Source organism: Parabacteroides caeci (assembly GCF_023656795.1).
GTDB lineage: Bacteria > Bacteroidota > Bacteroidia > Bacteroidales > Tannerellaceae > Parabacteroides > Parabacteroides segnis.
In genome coordinates this window covers 20,631-41,992 of the sequence record NZ_JAMOKT010000062.1, presented here as the reverse complement: position 1 = coordinate 41,992, position 21,362 = coordinate 20,631, and the positions used below count along the sequence as shown (strand labels likewise).

Sequence of the window (21,362 nt, the reverse complement as noted above, 5' to 3'; positions counted from 1 at the left end):
TTGACCTCGCCAAAAGTTTTACCTGTCGCCTCATTGGCCAGCACCACATCGGTGCGCCAACTCTGAAATTCAGGCAGACTAAAGTTCAACAGGTAGATGCCATATACCGGAAGCAAGCTATACTTCCAGTCAGCTCCGCTCTCTCCCTGACGAGAGACTAGTCGACAAATATAATAAAATCCACGGTTAAAGAAATAATGTTGGGGACAATTCTGCATTTCAAGTACAAATTTGCTCCCGTCCGCATCTTCGCAAAGGAGATCGAAGATCACCGTGCGCTGTTCTATTACTTCGGGTTGGATTTCTTTATCGAGATAGGTCAGGTCTTTTACCCGGCGTTCGCCCTCGAGCGTGGCGTTGATAAAGTCGATTGCTACCTGCTTTTCACCAAATACGGTCTTAAAAGCCTTGTCGAGCATGATGTTCACATACTTTTCCATAAGTCAATAGTTTTAGTTGTTTATTACCCGATAGCAGGTAACGGGACAAATGTAGGCAATATTTTATTTATTCCAACAGTGGAGAATACCTTTTTTTGATTCACAGTCAGAAATAAGTAAACCCTCCTCTTTCCCTTCAAAGAAAAGGCGATTCAATTCTTAGCAGAAAAGGTGAATGGTTGTTAGCAGCCATTCACCTTTTCCACAAACCTTTCACCCCCGCTATTCACCGTCAAACAACTAGAAAACAAACAGTTGTCCTACACGCAGCAGATGGTGAACGGTTTTTATCTAAAATCTATCAGTATCATTCTACATTATATCCTGACACAACCACTTTCGGTGCATTGCCTCTGGTATCTTCGTCTTTCCAACGGAAGCTGATTTCTTTCTTTTCACCCGGAAGCAGAGCGAAGTAGTTGTCGGAATAGAACATCGGAAGGAACTGCTCGCCATCCTTGTCGCCCACAACATTTACACGAATCATTAATGCCGGTGTTGAAGTAGTATTCTCGATAACGACTGTACCGTTCCAGTTTCCATCAGTTCCCTTGTTTGTCGTGACATCGGACTTCAATGCTACTTTCGGGAGATTACGCAGATCCTGGTAGTTGTTTTCTTCCAGGCTTCTGTGATAGAAGTTCTCGGAAATAACCTTTCCGTTTTCAGTCAAGACCATCTTGATAAAGTGAACCTTCGACAGGTTATCCGGGAATTCCAGCTGGATACATTTGTTGGTCGTATCTTCATTGCTGTCAGTAGTGACTTCTTTCTCCCAAGCTACGGAAGCATCCATATTCAGCACCTGTACTTTAGCTGTCAAACCCTTACGGTTGCCACCACTGTAGTTTACGACTTCTACCTCATCGGTTACCGGGTTCCATTGGATATGCAACGGTTCGGAAGCCTTCTTGATAGCGAAATAGGCGGCTGTCGGTTCGAAGTAATAATCATAGGTCTGCCATACCATAGAAGGCCAGCAGGAATGACTCATCCACATCAGCAAACCTTTACGGTTCTGGCTGCGGGATTCAAATAAGCTGCGGTGACCGTCATAGTTCACCCATTGCGCCAGTTCGGAAAACTCTTTGGCGCTACGGGGTTCGCCGTATCCTTTCGCAATAATCTCGTTGAAAGAAGTAGCACCCTGTGCACCTTCACGGGTATAGTCGTGCATACCCCACTGATTATCCTGCGGCCAGATACCTTCCGGAGAGAAGGTACGGAGCATACTTTCGTAGGTCAGCACATTCGGCATACCGCGTTCGCTATGGAACTTGTCGTTACCGGTCTTCAATGTGAAGTATTCCTTTGCAGGAAGCATACGGTACGGGCCGTGGCCACTTACTACATCATCAGCCGAACTGGATATATAATGTATATCCGAATGATCTTCTTTGATGATCCGGAGCAACGCCTTGTCGATCTGTTCGGGAGGGAAACCTTCGTTACGACCGCAATAGATACCGATGGAAGCATGGTTACGGATGCGCTTCACATAATCTTCCGCGTTGGCAATAAACATTTCGGGATAGTAAGGATCAGGACCGTCAGCCGGATTCGCCAGCCAGAAGTCTTGCCAAACCACGATACCATGGCGGTCGCAGGCTTCATACAGTTCTTCATCACCAATCATACCCACCCAGTTACGCATGATCGTGAAGTTCATATCGGCATGGTAAGCCACGGCAATATCATATTCACGTGCACGGTAATTCAGGTTAGACTCACTGAATCCCCAGTTACCGCCCCGGCCAACAAAACGACGGCCGTTGATAAAGAGACTCAAAATCTGATTATCCTCATTGAAGGTCATTTGGCGGATACCGACTTTAAAGTCTTTGGCATCCGATACCTTATCATCTATTTTAAATGTGAAGTTGGCATCATACAAATTAGGCTCTCCATAGCCTTTAGGCCACCAGAGACGCGGATTCTGAACATTCAACTGAGCGAAATCCTTTGCATCGAAGACAACCGTTTTCTCTTCGCCCGCTGCCAGTTCCACCGGCTGCTGGAATGTGATATCACCGATCTTGCCTTCCAGCATACCTTTTACCGCATTTGCATCATGGTTCTTTACGATCACTTCCGCCGTCAGTTTAGCAGAAGTCGTATCGGGCAACGGCAGAACCGATTTAACAAGCGGATCGGCTACCGTCACTTTTCCGGTCGTTGTCAGGAAGACATCATTCCAGATACCGATATTACGGCCACGCATCGTCGGGATCCAGTCCCAACCGATCGTTGCATGGAATGTCGGGTTATCAGCACCCAGAATACCGCCGTTGAAGTCCGTGCTCTGTGCATTCTTCTCTTTGATAGCACCGATATGCTGGTTTTTGATGATCTCTACGGCTACCACATTCTTACCCGGAACGATCAGGTCCGTTACATCGAACTTGCCACGCATAAAGGCGCCTTCAATGCGGCCAGCCTGTTTTCCGTTTACATATACATTCGCCTTCCAGTTGATACCGTCGAAATTCAGGAACACACGATCCTGTTTAAAGTCGGCCGGCACCTCAAACTCGTCACGATACCAGAAATCGGAATTGAAGAACGACTCGGATATCTGCAACTGATTATCTGCATAGTTAGGATCGGCAATGGCACCAATATTCTTGTAACTGCTCAAGACAGTTCCCGGCACAGTGGCAACAACCCAGTTTTCAGGTTTGAAGCCGGGAGCCGAAATTTCTTCTCCCGTAGCCGTTATTTCTGATGCACGCTGAAGTTTCCAGTTGCCGCCGGACAAATAGATTTCGCCTTTCGATGCGGCAGGTGCAGCCACAGCCTGCGGAACCAGGCCACCTTTACCCATCACTTCCAGTTCGCTCAGGATATAACGACTGTCGTTGGCCGGCTGTTGCATCAGGATACGCACATAACGCGCATTCTTTTTGCCGTTCAGCGAAATTTCATCGACCAGTTCCTCCCCACCGGGAAGTTCAGCGACATCCGTCCACTGTTCTGCATTATCGGAAACCTGTACTTTACCTTTTACGGCTTTGTTTATCCAGCGTAAAACGACTTTGTCAAATTCAGACTGACTACCCAGGTCTACATATAACCATTCTTCTCCCGTTGTGGCACTCATCCAGGCACTATTGAAGAATTGAGAAGGTTTCATTTCCACCATTCCGCCTTTATTATAGAAATCGGCTGCCGTAAACACCCAGCTATGAGCACCGGCCATCTTCAATAGAACACGGTAATTGGAGTAATTCGCCTCTTTATCGAATGCTATGGTTTCATTCAGTTTGCGGACCGGCATGGAAATCTGTTCGGTCTGCTTGTTCGGGTCGGTTACCGGTATACGATACCGTACAGCGTCGCCCGGCAGTCCTTTACCGCTCAGTTTGCCGACCTCGGTCCAGTTCTGTCCGTCATTGGAACCCTGGCAGATAATTTCATAACCGTCTTTTGCCAACTGGTCGTCATAAATAAGAGTTCCTGTCAGCACCAGCTTGTCGGCCGTTTTAGTGTAATTATTCAATGTAAACTGGAAATAAGTATCCGCCCCTTCAAATGTATTCCGGGAATACGGACCTTCGTCGATCATCCATTCGCGTTCACGCCGGGGAACCTCACCGGCCGGAGTCGATAGTATTAAATACTGTGGTTGCCGGTCGGTTATAATACCATCTGTCACTAACTGCGCCGTCAGGTTATAGTCATGACTGGAGGAGTTGAAAGCCGAACGCAGAAGGGCTATATTGCGATAATTTGACTTATCCGGAGCCAAATCAGGAGAGAAATCCTCCTTCGGGTTACCGGGATATTGCCCTATACCACGCGTATAGTAGTCCGAACGTTCAAACGATTCGGTTGTCGCCCCTGCACCACTACAACCCCAAAGCAACAACGAAGTCGTTGCTGCTCCACAGAGCGTGAGGATACGGGAGACTTTTTGCTGTTTACACATTTTCATACGATGAAAGTCTATTTGATTTGTATTTTTTGCATAGGCAAATATACATTAAAAACAGTGATTTCTATGCAAATAGGAAAAGGTTAGATATAAAAAAGGTATATAATCGGTATTTAACAAGGGAACAACAGGCGGAGAAACAAACTTATAGCGACGAAAGTATCTCTTCCCCTCTTGAGAGGGGATAAGGGGTGTGTTATAATTCTGCCATAAGACTTGCTTTAACACACCCCCTGCCCCCTCTCAAGAGGGGAAAAGTTACTCCCGTCGCTATATATGCGATGTTCTTTTACTTCAAATCAGCCGCTTCAAGAATCTGCTCTACGGCCTGGGCTAAACCGTCGGAGTTTTTACCGCCGGCAGTTGCAAAGTGGGCCTGTCCGCCACCGCCACCCTGAATCAGTTTGGCTGCATCTTTTACCAGTTTACCGGCATTCAGTCCTTCGGCAACAAGCGGTTCGCTCAGCATCACCATCAATGCACATTTTGCACCGTCCTTGATACCGGCCACAAAGAATACTTTCTCTTCGCTATTGCTTTCACCTTTGATCTGGAAGGCCAGGTCCTTGATCGCATCTACATTCGCCTCACCGCGGAAAACAACCACCTTCACTCCGTGGCGTTCAACAGCCTTGGCGATCAGTTCTTTCTTCAACATAGCGACCTTTTCCTTTACATAGTCGCTAACCTGTTTCTTCAGCTCGGCATTTTCTTCGATCGACTTACGGATTGTCTGTGCCAGGTTCGGTACATTATTAAATAAAGCACGCAACTCACGCATGGAATCCTGCAACATGAAGGTATAGTTTTCCGCCCCTTCGGCCGTCACCGCTTCGATACGGCGTACACCGGCAGCGATAGAACTTTCGGCAATCACACGCAGCGAACCGATCATACCGGTTGCCGGGATATGCGTACCACCGCACAACTCGATAGAAGAACCGTATTTAACGACACGTACTTCCTCGCCATACTTTTCACCGAACAACGCCATAGCACCCAAAGCCTGCGCCTGGGCAATCGGCATATTGCGATGCTCTTCCAACGGATAGTTGGCACGGATCTTTTCGCTTACCAGCTTTTCTACCCGGCGGATTTCTTCGTCAGTCACTTTCTGGAAATGAGAGAAGTCGAAACGAAGCGCTTCGGGAGAAACATACGAACCTTTCTGTTCAACATGTGTGCCCAATACTTCACGCAAAGCCTCATGCAGCAAGTGAGTTGCCGAGTGGTTACATTCGCACTGGATACGTTTCTTTTCGTTGATCTTAGCCGTGAAAGTAGCTGTTACATCTTTCGGCAAACGAGTGACGAAATGTACCGGCAGGTTGTTTTCACGTTTCGTATCTACAACATCCAGTTTCTCATCGTCGGCAATCAGCCATCCGGTATCACCTACCTGTCCACCCATCTCTGCATAAAACGGAGTCTGGTCGAGAACGATCTGGAACAACTCTTTATTCTTCTGCTTGATTTTACGGTAACGCAGGATTTCGGCTTCACATTCGAACAGGTCGTAACCAACAAACTTAGCTTCGCCTTCTTTCAGGACCACCCAGTCACCGGTTTCGATAGCAGCCGCATTACGGGCACGTTCTTTCTGTTTCTGCATTTCCGCATTGAACTCTTCGATATTCACTTCCATGCCGTTTTCACGCAGGATAAGTTCGGTCAGGTCCAACGGGAATCCGTATGTATCATATAATGTAAAGGCATCCACACCGCTGATAACGGTTTTTCCGACAGCCTTTGTTTCTTCAATCTTCTTATCCAGCAGACGAATACCTGTTTCCAACGTGCGCAGGAACGATTCTTCTTCTTCCTTGATTACCTTTTCGATCAGCGTCTTCTGGGCAACCAGTTCGGGATAAGCATCGCCCATCGTCTCGATCAGGACAGGCAACAAGCTATACATAAAAGCTTCGCGGCGTCCGAGGAACGTATAACCGTAACGAACGGCACGGCGAAGGATACGGCGGATTACGTAACCGGCCTTTGCGTTCGACGGCAACTGTCCGTCTGTGATAGAGAACGCGATTGTACGGATATGGTCGGCAATAACGCGCATAGCCACATCCTGCTGTCTGTTGTCACCGTATTTTGTTCCGGTCTTTTCGGCAATCACCTGGATGATCGGCTGGAATACATCGGTATCGTAGTTGGAAGTCTTACCCTGCAATGACATACACAGGCGTTCGAATCCCATACCCGTATCGATCACCTTCGCAGGCAGCGGTTCCAACGAACCGTCGGCTTTGCGGTTGAACTGCATAAACACCAGGTTCCAGATCTCGATTACCTGCGGATGGTCTTTGTTTACCATCTCTGCACCGCTAGAAACGGCACGTTCTTCGTCAGAGCGAAGGTCTATATGAATTTCCGAGCAGGGACCGCAAGGACCGGTATCACCCATTTCCCAGAAGTTATCATGTTTGTTACCATTGATAATATGATCTTTCGGCAGGAACTGTTCCCAGTAGCCGGCAGCTTCGTCGTCGCGCGACAAACCTTCGGCAGGGCTTCCTTCGAATACGGTTGCATACAAACGTTTCGGGTCCAGCTTCAGGACATCCACCAGATATTCCCATGCCCATCCGATAGCCTCTTTCTTGAAATAATCACCGAACGACCAGTTTCCCAACATTTCGAACATCGTGTGGTGATAGGTATCGTGTCCTACCTCTTCCAGGTCGTTATGTTTACCGCTTACACGAAGACATTTCTGCGAGTCCGCGACACGTGAATATTTAATGGGTACATTTCCCAGGATTATATCCTTAAACTGGTTCATGCCCGCATTGGTGAACATCAATGTCGGGTCCCCCTTCACGACCATAGGAGCAGACGGTACAATCTGGTGCTGCTTGGAAGCGAAGAACTCTTTAAACGATTCACGAATTTCTTTTGCTGTCAACATAATCTATTATATAGTTCTCGTTAATATTCTGAAAAACAATTTGCAAAAGTACTGCAAATTATTATTTTTGCACGTATCCAAGCAATAAAATATTCAATGAAACTGTTTAAAACAAGAAAAACATATTACTTATATAACCCGAACACGCTCAGTTACGACCGTGTTTACCCCTCCGCCAAAGACCGTTTCTTCATTGTGCTCCGTCATTTGAGCATTGGTGCGGCAATCGGTATCGGTGTATTCTTTATTATGATGTACACGATCGATTCGCCGGTCGAGTCTTTGATGAAGAAGGAAAACAAGCTGTTGCAGACTCAGTATGAAGTACTTTCATTACGTCTCACCAATGCGCTGGAAGTGTTGGATGATATACAGCAAAGGGATGAGAACCTGTACCGCGCCATTTTCCAGGCCGAATCCATTCCCGAATCGGTGCGTAAATCAGGTTTCGGGGGAACCAACCGCTACGAACATCTGCTGAACCTGTCCAATCCGGAGCTGGTTGTCTCCACCACCCAGAAGATGGACATGCTCAGCAAACAACTTTATATACAATCCAACTCATTGGAAGAGTTGATTAAACTGGGTAAGAACCAGGAAGAACGCAGCCGCTGCATCCCTGCCATCCAGCCAATCTCCAACAAGGACCTGCGTCGCACGGCATCCGGCTACGGTGTACGTATCGACCCGATCTACCGAACTCCGCGTTTCCACTCCGGCATGGACTTCTCCGCCAAAGTAGGAACGGAAATCTATGCAACCGGCGATGGAGTCGTCACCTTTGCCGCCTGGAAACAGGGCTACGGAAACTGTCTGATGATCGATCACGGCTATGGATTCCAGACATTATACGGTCATATGAGCAAATACAGAAAACGCGTCGGACAGAAAGTGACACGCGGCGAAGTGATTGGAGAAGTAGGTAACACCGGTAAATCGACCGGCCCGCACCTGCATTATGAAGTGATAGTTCGTGGTAAACACGATAACCCATCCAGATACTACTATATGGACCTGACACCGGAAGAATACGACCGTATGATTCAGATTGCAGAAAACCATGGCCAGGTAATGGATTAAACATCTTTAATACAATGGCATTAAATAAAGATAAAAATCTGAAGTTATATTTCTCCATCAGCGAGGTGGCGCAGATGTTCGACGTGAACGAATCGACACTGCGTTTCTGGGAGAAAGAATTCGATATCATCCGTCCGCGCAAGACGCCTAAAGGAACCCGTTTTTATAAGCAGGAAGACATCGACGCCGTCCGCCTGATCTTCCATCTGGTAAAAGAGCGGGGAATGACCTTGGCTGGTGCCCGGCAAAAACTAAAGGATAACAGGGAGACAACCATCCGGCAGGAAGAGATCGTTAATAAGCTGAAGCTGATTAAGGAAGAACTGCTCTCTATGAAAGCTGCCTTCGATGCGCTCGACCCTTCCGAATTGCCTCAGGAAGAGAAAATCTAAGTCAAACAATTAGCAGGTTACGCCGGAAAAGCGTACCTTCGCCGACAATTTAATAGAACAATAAACATGGAAATTACGGGAAAAATTATCGCCGTACTGCCAGCGCAGAGCGGAACCAGCAAAGCTGGAAACGAGTGGAAAAAACAAGAATACGTATTAGAAACACACGACCAATACCCTAAGAAAGTCTGCTTCCAGATCTTCGGTGCCGACCGCATCGAACAAGCAGCTATTCAACCCGGAGAAGAATTGACAGTATCATTCGATATAGACAGCCGCGAGTATCAGGGACGTTGGTTCACCAACATCAGTGCCTGGAAGGTAGACCGTCCGATGGCAGGCGCTCCCCAGTCAGCACCAGGAGCCATGACACCGGAAAACTTTGCACCGGCATCTGCCCCGACAGCATCTGCCGCTCCCGACTTCGGCCCGGCTAACCCGATCGACGATCTGCCATTCTAATGGATATCGTTGCCCTGATCGGCGGACTACTCCTCATCTTGGTCGGCGCAAATGCACTGACCGATGGGGCTGCTTCGGTAGCCAAACGTTTTAACATCTCCTCTCTTGTTATCGGATTAACGATCGTAGCCTTCGGTACATCCGCCCCCGAACTGACCGTCAGCATTGTATCGGCACTGAAAGGAAGTGCGGATATGGCCATCGGGAATGTTGTCGGAAGTAATATTTTCAATACCCTTATGATTGTAGGTTGCACGGCAGCCATTGTTCCCATCGGGATGAATAAAGGGACGCTCAGCAAAGAGATTCCGTTATGTATCCTGGCATCTGTCGTTTTATTTATCTGCGGAAACGACGTGTTGATAAACGGAGCGACTGAAAATACAATCAGCAGCAGCGACGGGATGCTGCTGCTCTGCTTCTTTGCGATCTTTCTGGGTTATACATTTGCCATTGCACATAACGGGAACGGAGAGGAAGAGACGAAAATCAAATTGATGCCCGTATGGAAATCCGGGTTATTCATTGCCGGTGGCCTGGTAGGTCTGATTTATGGAGGGCAGTTCTTCGTAGACGGAGCATCAGGGATTGCGCGTGGCTTGGGTGTCAGTGAGTCTATTATCGGCCTGACGCTGGTTGCCGGAGGAACTTCCCTGCCCGAACTCGCCACCTCGGTCGTTGCCGCCTTGAAGAAAAATCCGGAGATGGCGATCGGGAATGTGATCGGTTCGAACCTGTTCAATATATTTTTTGTATTGGGTTGCAGTGCGACCATCAGTCCGCTGAACATGAAAGGTATTACCAATGTGGACCTCGGGGTTCTGATCGGTTCATGCGTATTGCTTTACCTGTTCGGGCTGTTTATCAGAAAGCGTACCATAACACGCCTCGAAGGGATTGTTATGGTCCTATGCTATATTGCCTATATGATCTATCTGGTCAAAGGATAAGTTACTCCCTGACCAGCCGCATAAGCGTCTCATGCATCGCTCCATTGGTGGCAAGCACTTCATCTCCCGACTGCCAGTTGTCGCCACCGCTGAAGTCGGTCACTTTGCCGCCGGCCTGCATCAGGATCAGGGCACCTGCCGCTATATCCCAGGGACCGATCCAGGCTTCGATACGCGCTTCGAAACGTCCGGCGGCGATATAGCAGACTTCGGCAGCCGCCGCTCCCATCAGGCGCGTTCCTCCGGCAAAACCGTATAACCGGTCGACCAGGCGGAGGGCCACCGGGCGGTAAGCATCGGAGTTATAAGGAAATCCCAGGTCGATAAAGGCTTTATCCAAGTCAGAGACGTCTGATACGTGTATTTCCCTGCCATCCAGATAGGCTTTACTGCCTTTCCAGGCATAGAAGCATTCGTCGCGACAGACTTCGTAAACGACACCGATCAGCAATTCTTCTTTATTACGCAGGGCGATGCTGACACAGTAAGGGGCGACATCGTGGATATAGTTGGAGGTCCCGTCCAGCGGGTCTACCAGCCAGCAATAGTTTTCGTCTGTCAGGCTGCCGCTGCCTTCTTCGGCGATGAAGCCTGCTTCGGGAAGCAAGGCGGAGAGTTGGGCGATCAGCCATTTTTCCGATTCCTTGTCGACATACGATACGTAATTGTGAGCACTTTTTTCTTCTACACGTGTACGGTCGAACTTACGCCGTTCTTCTTTCAGGAAAGTCCCGGCTTGCCGGGCTATCTGTTGTACCTGGGTACAAAGTTCTTCTAAATTAAGCATATCCTCTTTTTATCTTTTTGTTGTGACAAACATACGCATTTTGGAACTAAATAATACGGGTAGTACTGAATATTAACGAAAAAGATATACTTTTGACACAAGACATAAAACAGTTACGATCTATGAATATCCGGAAACCATGGAAACAGACTCCAAGCTATAAGGGAGAAGAGAAGGCCGAGAGTTATAATTTCTTCGATATCTCTTCCTTCTTCCGTTTCGATACGCACCGGAATGCTTTGGGCGTATTGTCCGACCAGACCTGCTCCGACCTGGGTTTCGAGGATCTTTTCATGTTTTCCGACCGCACCGCCTCACGCGTCGGGCAGCAGTATCTGTACAACCTGATGCGGATCATCCCGGACAAAGCGGGCGAAATAGAACGGCATGAAGCACTTATAAACAAGCTGTCGTCGCATCCGGATTTACAGGAAGAACTTGTCAAAGACCTGCAAATCCTGAATGCCTATGAAGCATATAGTATTGCGTCGCTGATGGGTATAGGATTTCCGGCTGTTCCTGTATGGAGGAAAATCTTGTTTCGTGTTTGTGGTTTCCTGCCGAGCTTCTTCCTTCTATTGTTGTATTTCTATCAGGCGGGAGCATGGCTGCTTTTGTTGATTGCAGCAATACTTGTGAACGGCGTTATTCATTACGGGAACAAGCCGAACAACCTGAATTTTCTGATATCCATCCCCCAACTGATACGTTTGCTGAATATTTCGGGCAAACTATCGAAGAACCCGCTTTTCACAGAACTCGGCAAAGAGGTTCCGGAGGCGCTGTCTTCATTGGAAACACTGAGAAAGGCGAGCGGCCACCTGCGGATGGAATCGAAGATGGACAGCGACCCGGCCGTCATCCTTTGGGCGATCATGGAATGCGTCAAGATCTTCTTTCTGGCGGAACCGATCGCCTATCATAAGGTGATCACCCTGCTGAAAGATAAGAACCGGCAGATAGAGACGGTGTTTCGTTTTGTCGGGTTGGCAGACAGCCTGTCGTCGGTCGCTTTTCTGCGAAAGAGTCTGCCTTATTACTGTCTGCCGGAAAAGCCGGAAGGCGAGGTGCGGATGGAGACGGATGAGATGTGTCATCCCCTGCTTGAAAACTGTGTTGCCAATACGATCCGGATCGAAGGCCGTTCCATCTTGTTTACCGGTTCGAATATGTCGGGAAAGACTACTTTCATCCGTACCCTGGGCGTCAATATGCTGGCGGCACAGACGCTTCATACGGCTTTTGCCCGGCGGATGCAGATGAAAGCGCCTGTCATGATCCATGCCGCCCTGATGCTTTCCGACAGCCTTTCCGACGGCAAAAGTTTCTATCTGAAAGAGGTAGAGTCGATACGCGATATGCTATCATGCAGCCGGAGCGAACATATCAACCTTTTCCTGCTGGACGAAATATTCAAGGGAACCAACACCACCGAGCGGATAGCGGCTGCCAAAGCAGTCCTGTCATACCTGAACACCTCGAACAACATCGTAATTGTCTCCACTCACGATGCGGAATTAGGAACATTCCTGAAAAACGAATACGACCTGTATCATTTCTGTGAAACGATAGCCAACGGCATTCTCTCGTTCGATTATAAATTAAAGGCAGGCAACCTCTACCAGCGGAACGCCATCCGTATTCTGGAAATAAATGATTACCCAGCTACATTGATAGAAGATGCCTACTCCGTTATCCGACAGATAGAAGGCAGATAGTTCTCGCAAAGCATCTTTCCATTGCTCACGCTCTTCACCCAAATTCTGCGGTTCTTCTTTCGGCTCCTCGCACGCGTGTTGTTGCTGTTGTATATTTACTTTCCTTTTCTTTTCTTTTCTTTGTCGCATTTCTGTAACAGAAACCCCCGTTTCTGATACATTAACAGCATTTTCCACGATGTTAATGCAATTAAACTCTTCGGAAATGGGATTTTTGCATCGTTTTACAACTAAAATGTATCTTTCCTGAATCTTTTCTTCCGTATCTCCCAAACGATCAGCAAGGTCATACACATAATCATCCGACAATTGCAGGAAATACCCCTCTTTTTTGTAAATGTCGCACAGGAGCGTAAAATAAGCCAGGAAACCAAACGACTTGTAGCGGCTTTTCAGTTTACGTACTTGTATATTTTCAAATATATCGGTATCGACCGGAAAATAATCCAGTCCTTTTTTAATAGGTCTAGCCATGATTGTTATAAACTTTTTCAATTATGATTTTGTACCGCACGGATAACCAGCCGTAACGTTTTCAGCATCAGCAGTTCTCCAGGCAGCACGCGTATCACGCACCAGCCTGAGACTGCCGCCTCATTATATTTCTCCATATCACGCAGGTAGCCTTCGGGGCGGATATGGCGGCCACCGTTGAAGGCGCCGCCCTCCACCTCGACAGCCACACGGCGGGAAGGGATGGCGAAGTCGAACCGCCAGTCCCGCCCGGGATGGAAACGGTATTCCGCCACCACCTCCTCGCCCGTATGCTTCAGGATCAACGCGCTAAGCGGCGAAAAATAGGCCGTCGCCAAAATACTTATTGTATATTTCCCCATTTCGGTGAAAACTGTTGTTTTTTTATAGGAAAACGCCCTTCCGGGAGAAAATACAATTCCTTTCGGAAGAAAATCAAATTTCATCCGGGAGAAATTGAAAACGGACTCGGATGGGGTGAAACAGGGAAGGGAAGATAATGTAAAATTCGAGACTGGCTTTCAGAAATAAGGTGTCAGATTGAAAAAGATGCTTCAGAGGTTTCGGCACAAAATCATTCGAAAACGTTTACGACGTCCTCCATCAAAACGGCATCCTCGACGAAAACAACGATAGTTATTTGTTCGAATTTATCTGAATATTTTCCACAGAAAAACAGATACGGGACAAATAAAAAAGAAGAACTTAAAGATTTACCAGTTGTCGCAAATTTTGCGACAACTGCAAGAGATGGCAAAACTTATAAAATGGAGTTTTACAATCTGGAGATGATTTTATCAATTGGATATCGGGTAAAATCTCAATCTGGAATACGATTTCGTATTTGGGCCAACAAAACATCGCTTCCCCCTGTCGAGGGAATTTTCTTCGACGGTCAATTGTTCGATGCTTATAAATTTGCTGCCGACCTGATAAGATCGGCCCGCAAATCAATTGTACTTATCGATAATTATATTGATGAAAATGTCTTAATGCTTTTCACAAAACGGAGTCCAGGTGTAACTAATTGGCATATTATCACATTACCCCGTTTTTATTACGAAATTTTATTTCTATATTTGTTAAAGAATTTTCAAACAAAACAGGGTATTTAGCCGTTATGATAATAAAAAAGAAAACGCTGATAAAAAGATGAGGATTTGGATAAAACGGATAGGGATTGTGTTGTTGATACCGGTGGTATTGATATTACTCGTCTCTGTGCTTTTATATATACCGCCTGTACAGAATTTTGCAGTGAAACAGGCCGCCTACTATGCCGGAAAAGCGACCGGGATGCAGATCGGGATCGAGCGGATACGCCTCTCCTTCCCGCTGAACCTGACTGTGCGGGGCGTAGAAGTCCTGACGGCTCCTACCGATACGCTCCTGACGCTGAAAAGCCTTTCCGTCAATGTACGTGCCTTGCCTCTGCTGAAAAAAGAAGTGCTGGTAGACGCCATCAATCTGGAAGGGGTGAAAGTGAATACCGGGACTTTTATCGAAGGCATGGAGATAAAAGGTGTGCTAGGACGCTTATATGCCAAGGCCGACCGCATCAATCTCTCGAAAGAACAGGTGACGCTCAATACAATCGACCTGTCCGATACCGCTATCACCCTGCTACTGAACGATACGACAACGAAAGCCGACACCACCTCCACCCCAGTCAACTGGATATTGAAACTGGAAAAGATCAATCTCGACCGGGTGGCGTTTGCCATGCAGATGCCTGCCGACTCGTTGCGCCTGACTACCTATATAGATAAGGCGAACCTGAAAGACGGCGTCGTAGACCTGGGCACCTCACAATATGGAGCAGACCTGTTCACGCTGACCGGTTCGACACTGGGATACGACGGCAACGACCAGGAGCCGGTGATAGGTTTCGACCCTTCGCATATCGCCCTGAGTAATGTCAATATCACCCTGGATTCGCTGTTCTACGGAGGGAGGGACATAAAGGCACGGATACGCGAACTCTCTGCCAACGACCGTTCCGGACTGGCGATCACTTCGCTGACCGGAAGCCTTCACAGCGACAGCACGACTATTAGTGTACCGCAATTATTACTGAAAACAGCTGCTTCGGAAGCACGCCTGCTGGCGATGGTTCCCTGGAGTTCGTTCGATGAAAACCCCGAAGGTGATATGCGGGTGTTATTAACTGCCTCTTTGGGAAAAGAAGATGTGATGACATTTGCCGGTGCACTGCCCGAAGATTTTCAGAAAGCCTATCCTCAGAAACCGGTTTCACTGACTGCCGGAGTAGAGGGAAACTTATCGTCCATGCTGCTCCGCCAGTTGAAAGCTGAGTTGCCGGGGACTTTCCGGATGGACGTTTCCGGAACGATGAAAGCACTGACCGACAGTGTGCGCCGTTCTGGAAAACTGGACCTGAAAGCTAAAACCGGCAATCTCGATTTCCTGCTGACGATGCTTCCCCTCGCCGAACGCCATCGGTATAATATCCCGGCAGGCATCACCCTGACCGGCGAGGCGGCTCTGAAGAATAATGAGTATCAAGCCGATCTCCTGTTGAAAGAAGACAAAGGGAAAGTCCTGCTGACAGGCCGTTTCAACCCGGCCAAAGAGGCTTATAAAGCCGACCTGAAAGTGGATAGCCTGGAGCCGGTGCATTTTATGCCGCTCGATTCGCTCTATTATATGAGCGCTTCCATACAGGCGGAAGGCCAAGGGTTCGATCCCTTCAAAACCTCTTCCTGGGCAAAGCTGGACGGAAAACTGACGGATATACGATACGGCAATTACAACGTATCGGACGTCACCCTGGCCGGTTCGCTGGAAAAGAACTTCGTAAAGTTCGACCTGCTGAGCAAATATCCGCTGGCAAAGATGGATATGACGCTGAATGCGACCTTGCAAAAGAAAGAGATCAAAGCCATGCTGATAGCCGATGTCGAAAACTTCGACCTCTATGGCATGCATCTGATGAACGACTCGCTGGCAACCTCCTTTCAGCTTTTCGCGGAAGCGGAAACCGATATGGGAAAGAACAACCTGGTCGACGTCACCCTCGGAAACTGGGAACTGACCACCACCACGGGTATTTATAAACCGAAGACACTGACCCTGCACGCCCAAAGCTCCAAGGACACCACCCGCGTCTCCTTCCATGCCGGCGACCTCGGGATCGTGCTGACCGGCAACTCCGACCTGGAGACCATGACCGATAAGTTCAACAAGATTTCCGAAGGGTTGAACAAACAACTCGAGAAAGATTCGATGATCAATATCCCCGCCTTTAAACCGTTGCTGCCGGATATGCATCTGGCCATATCGGCAGGGAAAGATAATCCGATTTATAATATATTGCAGCAGGCGAACGTCTTGTTCAACAACCTGAACCTGGAGGCGTTCACCTCTCCCGAAGAAGGTTTCCGGCTGGATGCCGGCATTTACAACCTGATGCAGGACACGACGCGGATAGACACAGTCAGCTTTGCGATCCGGCAGGACTCGCTCGGACTGTTGTATCAGGCCGATGTCATCAAGACGAAATTCCGCCAGCAGGCTCCGTTCACAGCCGGAGTCAAGGGGAAGGTCAGGAATACGTTTGCCGATGCCGAACTCCTGTACACGGACGGCCTGGGGAAAACCGGTATCCTGCTCGGACTGCGTGCCGACAAGGTGGAAGAAGGTTTCAACCTCCATCTGTTCCCGGACAATCCAATCCTGGCATTCCGCCCTTTCAAGCTGAACCCGGACAATTATATCCTTTATAAGAACGAAAAAGATATTGCCGCCGACCTCCGCCTGTCGGGCGAAGAAAACGCCTCCCTGTGGATACATTCGCTGCCCGAAAAGGATAAGATGGAGGAACTACATCTGGAATTGAGCCAGATCAACCTCGATGTGATCTCAAAGGCTTTTGCGGAGATACCTTCGATGAAGGGTATCCTGAGCGCCGACATGCAATATGCTCCGTCGGACAGTTCGTTTCTGGTCGTTGTCGATGCGAATATTGACAATCTGATCTATGAAGGCGGACGGGTAGGCGAACTGATGTTCAGCACCGTTTATCTCCCGCTGGCAGACAATACACACCAGGTCGACATGCACTTCTTCCGCGACCAAAACGAGGTCATGTCGGCAACCGCCCTTTACAAGATGGGAGAAAACGACCATCTGGACGGGACACTCGACGTAACGCATCTGCCGCTGGATATGGTGAACCCGTTTATCCCGGATAATATGGCGGCGCTCAGCGGCGTGCTAGAAGGAAACATGACGATAAAGGGCAGCAGCAAAGCTCCCGAAATGAACGGATATATCGAAATGGATTCGACTTCAATGTTCGTCACTGCCGTGGGAACCAGTTTCCGGGTGGACGACAAGAAAATCGTGGTGAAAGAAAATAAGATCCTATTCGACAAATACCATATCCACGCAGCCGGAAAGAACCCGTTCGTGATAGACGGCACGATCGACTTCAATAATCCTTCGCGGATGATGGCCGACCTGAAGCTGAATGCCGACAACATGCAGTTGCTCGACGTGAAGCGTAACAAGGAAAGCATGGTGTACGGCAAACTGCTCGTCAACCTGGCGTCGACGGTCAAAGGTCCGCTGGATGCCTTAATGATGCGCGGCAGCCTGCAACTGCTGGGAGGAACCAATGTGACCTATGTCATGAAAGACTCGCCGCTGACGGTACAGGACCGTCTGTCCGACCTGGTGACTTTCACTTCGTTCGAAGACACGCTGGTGAACCGACGCCGGCAAGAAGCCCCGCTGCCTTTGGGCGGCCTGGATATGCTGCTGACCATCCGCATCGACCAGTCCGTACGGCTGAACGCCGACATTACACCCGACCGCTCCAGCAAAGTCGAGCTCGAAGGGGGTGGCGACCTTTCTTTCCAGTATACCCCGCAGGGCGAGATGATCCTGAACGGACGATATACCCTTTCGGGCGGCATCGTGAAATATGCCCTGCCGGTCATCCCGCTGAAAGAATTTAATATCGAAAACGGTAGTTATGTGCAGTGGAGCGGCGATCCGATGGACCCGTACCTGAACCTGACCGCCACCGAACGCATCCGCACGAACGTGACGCTCAGCGGACAGAACCCGCGCATGGTGAATTTCGACGTGGGCATCGCCCTCAAACAGCAGTTGGAGAACCTGGGCCTGCAATTCGTCCTGACGGCTCCCGAAGACCAGGCGATGCAGACAGAATTGAGCAGCCTGGGTGAAGATGAACGCACGAAACTGGCAGTCGGCATGATCATGACCGGCATGTATCTGGGCAACTCAGGAAGCGGCAAACAGAATCTGAACATGGGTGCCGCCCTGAACAGCTTCCTCAACAGCGAGATCAGCAACATTGCCGGAAGTGCCCTGAAAACGGTCGACATCTCCTTCGGTATGGATACCTACGACGAGAACGGCGACGGCTCAGGCGGCCAGCGTACCGATTATAATTTCAGTTTCGCCAAACGTTTTTGGAACGACCGCATCCGTGTCGTGCTGGGCGGACGCATCTCGACTGGCGAAAATGCCAGCAACAGCAGCCAGACACAAGCCTTTATCGACAACGTCTCGATCGAATACCGGCTGGATGCCAGCGGAACCCGCTACGTGAAGCTGTTCCACGATAAGAACTACGAAAGTCTGCTAGAAGGTGAGATCACCGAAACAGGTGCCGGTATCGTCCTGCGCCGCAAGATGCTCCATCTGCGCGAACTGTTCAATTTTAAAAAGAATCGACCCAAACCGGTAAATGAAGAAGAATGATGGAAAATAAGGACATATTATACAAATTATACAGACTGTTAAACGGGATGGCGATAACCCCCCCCCTGCCCTCTCTCGAGAGGGGAAAAGTTACCAACAGTTTCCACAACAGAGAGTATCCGTCTCCCCTCTCGAGAGGGGGCAGGGGGGGGGTCATAATTTTCCTATTCACTACCCTGATCCTGCTATCCTCTTCCTGTTCGACAACGAAGAATCTGCCTGAAGGCGAAGTACTCTACACCGGCATTAAAAAGATCGATGTCACCGATGACGATAAAACCACCGCCGGCGAAGATGCCCTCGCCGAAGTGGAAGGCGCCCTTGCCTATCCGCCCAACAATGCCCTGCTGGGAAGTTCGTCCATCCGTGTGCCGTTGCCTTTCGGCCTCTGGGTCTATAATGCATTTGTTAATAAAAAGGGGAAGATTGGGAAATGGATTTTCGACAAGCTGGCTGCTAAACCGGTGTTCGTCTCCACCGTAAATCCCGAAGTCCGCATCAAGGTAGCGCAAAACCTGTTGAAGGAATATGGCTATTTCAACGGAACGACTTCTTTCCAGGTGGATACCAATCCGAAAAATGCGAAGAAAGCAAAACTCATTTACCAGGTGGCCATGAACCATCCCTACACCTACGACAGTATCCGTTATGTAAGGATGCGTCACCGGATGGATACACTGATACAAAATACGATAGGCGAACGCCTGCTTCATGACGGCGAAAACTTCAACGTGACGAATCTGGAAGCCGAACGGCAACGTATCTCCTCTTTGTTGCGCAACAACGGCTTTTATTATTTCCGTCCCGAGTTCATCACTTACCAGGCTGATACCATCATGAATCCCGGCAAGGTGGCGCTCCGCATCATGACCAAACCCGGACTGTCGCGTGCCGCTCTTCGCCCGTGGAAGATCGGCGATATATCAGTCTGGCTGAACGGCTATAACAATGAGACACCCACCGATTCGGTACGTTACAAAGACATGACCGTCTATTACGAAGGCAAACTGCGCGTCCGTCCGTCGGTGCTTTATAACCGCCTGCGGTTCCGGTCGGGCGACCTTTATTCGCAGGAAAAACAGCAACGGACCCAGACCAGCTATTCGCGCCTGGGTATTTTCCGGTATTCCGAAATGCAATATACCCCGCGCGACACCACCCGGCGCCAGGATACGCTCGACCTGAAGATCAACACGGTCTACGACCTTCCGCTCGACGGTGAACTGGAAGTGAACGTCACCTCCAAAAGTAACGACCAGGTGGGACCGGGAGCCATCTTCAGCGTTACGAAACGGAACGTGTTCGGTGGCGGCGAGACTTTCGGAGTACGCCTGCGCGGTTCTTACGAATGGCAGACCGGCAACCGGGTGGATGGTGCCAAATCGGCCATCAACAGCTGGGAGATGGGGTTGAGCGGAACGCTGACATTCCCGCAATTGCTTTTCCCGGGAATGATGAAGAAAGACGGCTTGTATCCGTCAAGTACCTCTTTCCGGTTGTATGTCGACCAGCTGAACCGGGCACGTTTCTTCAAGATGCTGGCTTTCGGCGGAAGTGCTTCCTACGATTACCAGTCGTCCGCCACCAGCCACCATTCGATCACGCCGTTCAAGCTGACGTACAACCTGCTCCAGTCTACGACGCATGAGTTCGATAGCATAACAAAGGATAACAAGGCGTTAAAACTGAGTCTGGAAAACCAGTTCGTGCCGGCAATGGGTTATACCTATACCTATGATGATGCCCCGATCACTACACGCCGGAACCATACGTGGTTCCAGCTTGCCGTTTCGCAGGCAGGTAACCTGCTGGGTGCCGGCTATGCTATTGCCGGAAAGAAATTCAACGAAGAAGGGAAACATCTGCTGGGAAACAAGTTTGCCCAGTTCGTGAAAGGGACAGCCGAGATACGTTATGATTATAAGATCGGCCATAACCAGCATCTGGTCGGACGCATGATGGCAGGTGCCGTCTACAGTTACGGGAACGCCCGGGTTGCTCCCTATAGCGAGCAGTTTTATATCGGGGGAGCCAACAGTTTGCGTGCCTTTACGATCCGTTCGATCGGCCCGGGCCGTTACCTTCCTGAAAAGTCTACTTACAGTTACCTCGACCAGACCGGCGACCTGAAATTTGAAGCCAACCTCGAATATCGTTTCCCGATCCTGGGCGACCTGCACGGGGCTGCATTCGTAGACGCCGGTAACATCTGGCTGATCCGTGAAGACAAACAGCGTCCCGGCGGCCAACTGAAATGGGGACGTTTCCTGAAAGACCTGGCGCTAGATGCCGGTGTCGGCCTACGTTACGACCTGACCTTTATCGTAATCCGCCTGGATATGGGTATCCCATTACATGTTCCTTACGAAACGGACAAGAATGGTTACTTCAACGTCCCCAAATATAAACCGGGATGGCATCTGGCAATCGGGTATCCGTTCTAGGAGTTCC

The 21,362-nt window shown here is 49.1% G+C and carries 14 protein-coding genes; 8 read left to right on the top strand and 6 right to left on the bottom strand.

The genetic code is table 11. The features are described 5' to 3' along the window. From NBH15_RS23400 to alaS, 3 genes are all read right to left on the bottom strand, one after another. Positions 1 to 440, bottom strand: a 440-nt coding sequence (locus NBH15_RS23400) for a PD-(D/E)XK nuclease family transposase (protein WP_250823677.1), incomplete at its 3' end; no start/stop codon positions are given. Positions 441 to 747: 307 nt separating this feature from the next. Further along, positions 748 to 4,374 (bottom strand): glycosyl hydrolase 2 galactose-binding domain-containing protein, encoded by a 3,627-nt coding sequence (locus NBH15_RS23395; protein ID WP_250823676.1) that lies wholly within the window; start codon positions 4,372 to 4,374, stop codon positions 748 to 750. Positions 4,375 to 4,663: 289 nt separating this feature from the next. Further along, positions 4,664 to 7,291 (bottom strand): alanine--tRNA ligase, encoded by a 2,628-nt coding sequence (gene alaS / locus NBH15_RS23390; protein ID WP_186961617.1) that lies wholly within the window; start codon positions 7,289 to 7,291, stop codon positions 4,664 to 4,666. A gap of 96 nt (positions 7,292 to 7,387) precedes the next feature. Between alaS and NBH15_RS23385 the strand changes: the two genes are divergently transcribed. The 4 genes from NBH15_RS23385 to NBH15_RS23370 all read left to right on the top strand — a co-directional run bounded on the left by NBH15_RS23385 (position 7,388) and on the right by NBH15_RS23370 (position 10,175). After that, the gene (locus tag NBH15_RS23385) at positions 7,388 to 8,371 is read left to right on the top strand and encodes a M23 family metallopeptidase (protein ID WP_128135095.1); all 984 of its coding nucleotides are present in this window, start codon (positions 7,388 to 7,390) and stop codon (positions 8,369 to 8,371) included. 14 nt (positions 8,372 to 8,385) lie between these two features. Beyond that, positions 8,386 to 8,763 (top strand): MerR family transcriptional regulator, encoded by a 378-nt coding sequence (locus NBH15_RS23380; RefSeq protein WP_128135096.1) that lies wholly within the window; start codon positions 8,386 to 8,388, stop codon positions 8,761 to 8,763. Between the two features lie 66 nt (positions 8,764 to 8,829). Next, on the top strand, positions 8,830 to 9,225 hold the full coding sequence (locus NBH15_RS23375) for a DUF3127 domain-containing protein (RefSeq protein ID WP_009859820.1): 396 nt from the start codon (positions 8,830 to 8,832) through the stop codon (positions 9,223 to 9,225). Beyond that, a complete protein-coding gene (locus tag NBH15_RS23370) occupies positions 9,225 to 10,175 on the top strand; it encodes a calcium/sodium antiporter (protein ID WP_128135097.1) in 951 nt (316 codons plus the stop codon). The genes NBH15_RS23375 and NBH15_RS23370 overlap by 1 nt, the downstream gene beginning before the upstream one ends. Position 10,176: 1 nt before the next feature. Here the strand turns inward: NBH15_RS23370 and NBH15_RS23365 are convergent, their stop codons facing one another. Further along, a complete protein-coding gene (locus NBH15_RS23365) occupies positions 10,177 to 10,962 on the bottom strand; it encodes an inositol monophosphatase family protein (protein WP_128135098.1) in 786 nt (261 codons plus the stop codon). Positions 10,963 to 11,084: 122 nt separating this feature from the next. On the opposite strand from NBH15_RS23365, the gene NBH15_RS23360 reads away from it, so the two are divergent. Next, positions 11,085 to 12,680 (top strand): MutS-related protein, encoded by a 1,596-nt coding sequence (locus NBH15_RS23360; protein ID WP_128135099.1) that lies wholly within the window; start codon positions 11,085 to 11,087, stop codon positions 12,678 to 12,680. Here the strand turns inward: NBH15_RS23360 and NBH15_RS23355 are convergent. Together NBH15_RS23355 and NBH15_RS23350 are read right to left on the bottom strand one after the other, a co-directional pair. Continuing rightward, positions 12,564 to 13,154, bottom strand: a complete 591-nt coding sequence (locus NBH15_RS23355; RefSeq protein ID WP_244050641.1) for a DUF4373 domain-containing protein — start codon at positions 13,152 to 13,154, stop codon at positions 12,564 to 12,566. The genes NBH15_RS23360 and NBH15_RS23355 overlap by 117 nt on opposite strands. Before the next feature lie 17 nt (positions 13,155 to 13,171). Next, complete coding sequence (locus NBH15_RS23350) at positions 13,172 to 13,600, bottom strand: putative endonuclease domain-containing protein (RefSeq protein ID WP_233566657.1); 429 nt, start codon at positions 13,598 to 13,600, stop codon at positions 13,172 to 13,174. Between the two features lie 60 nt (positions 13,601 to 13,660). Here NBH15_RS23350 and rhuM point away from each other — a divergent pair, with 60 nt between their 5' ends. From rhuM to tamL, 3 genes are read left to right on the top strand one after another with little or no spacing between them, the layout of a single operon-like run. Next, positions 13,661 to 14,269: a RhuM family protein gene (rhuM, locus tag NBH15_RS29570; protein ID WP_443146961.1), complete on the top strand. Its 609-nt coding sequence runs from the start codon at positions 13,661 to 13,663 to the stop codon at positions 14,267 to 14,269. Positions 14,270 to 14,306: 37 nt separating this feature from the next. Further along, positions 14,307 to 18,911: a translocation/assembly module TamB domain-containing protein gene (locus NBH15_RS23340; RefSeq protein ID WP_250823675.1), complete on the top strand. Its 4,605-nt coding sequence runs from the start codon at positions 14,307 to 14,309 to the stop codon at positions 18,909 to 18,911. After that, entirely contained in the window at positions 18,911 to 21,355 is a 2,445-nt protein-coding gene (tamL, locus tag NBH15_RS23335) for a translocation and assembly module lipoprotein TamL (protein ID WP_443146960.1), read from the top strand. The genes NBH15_RS23340 and tamL overlap by 1 nt, the downstream gene beginning before the upstream one ends. Positions 21,356 to 21,362: the final 7 nt, after the last annotated feature.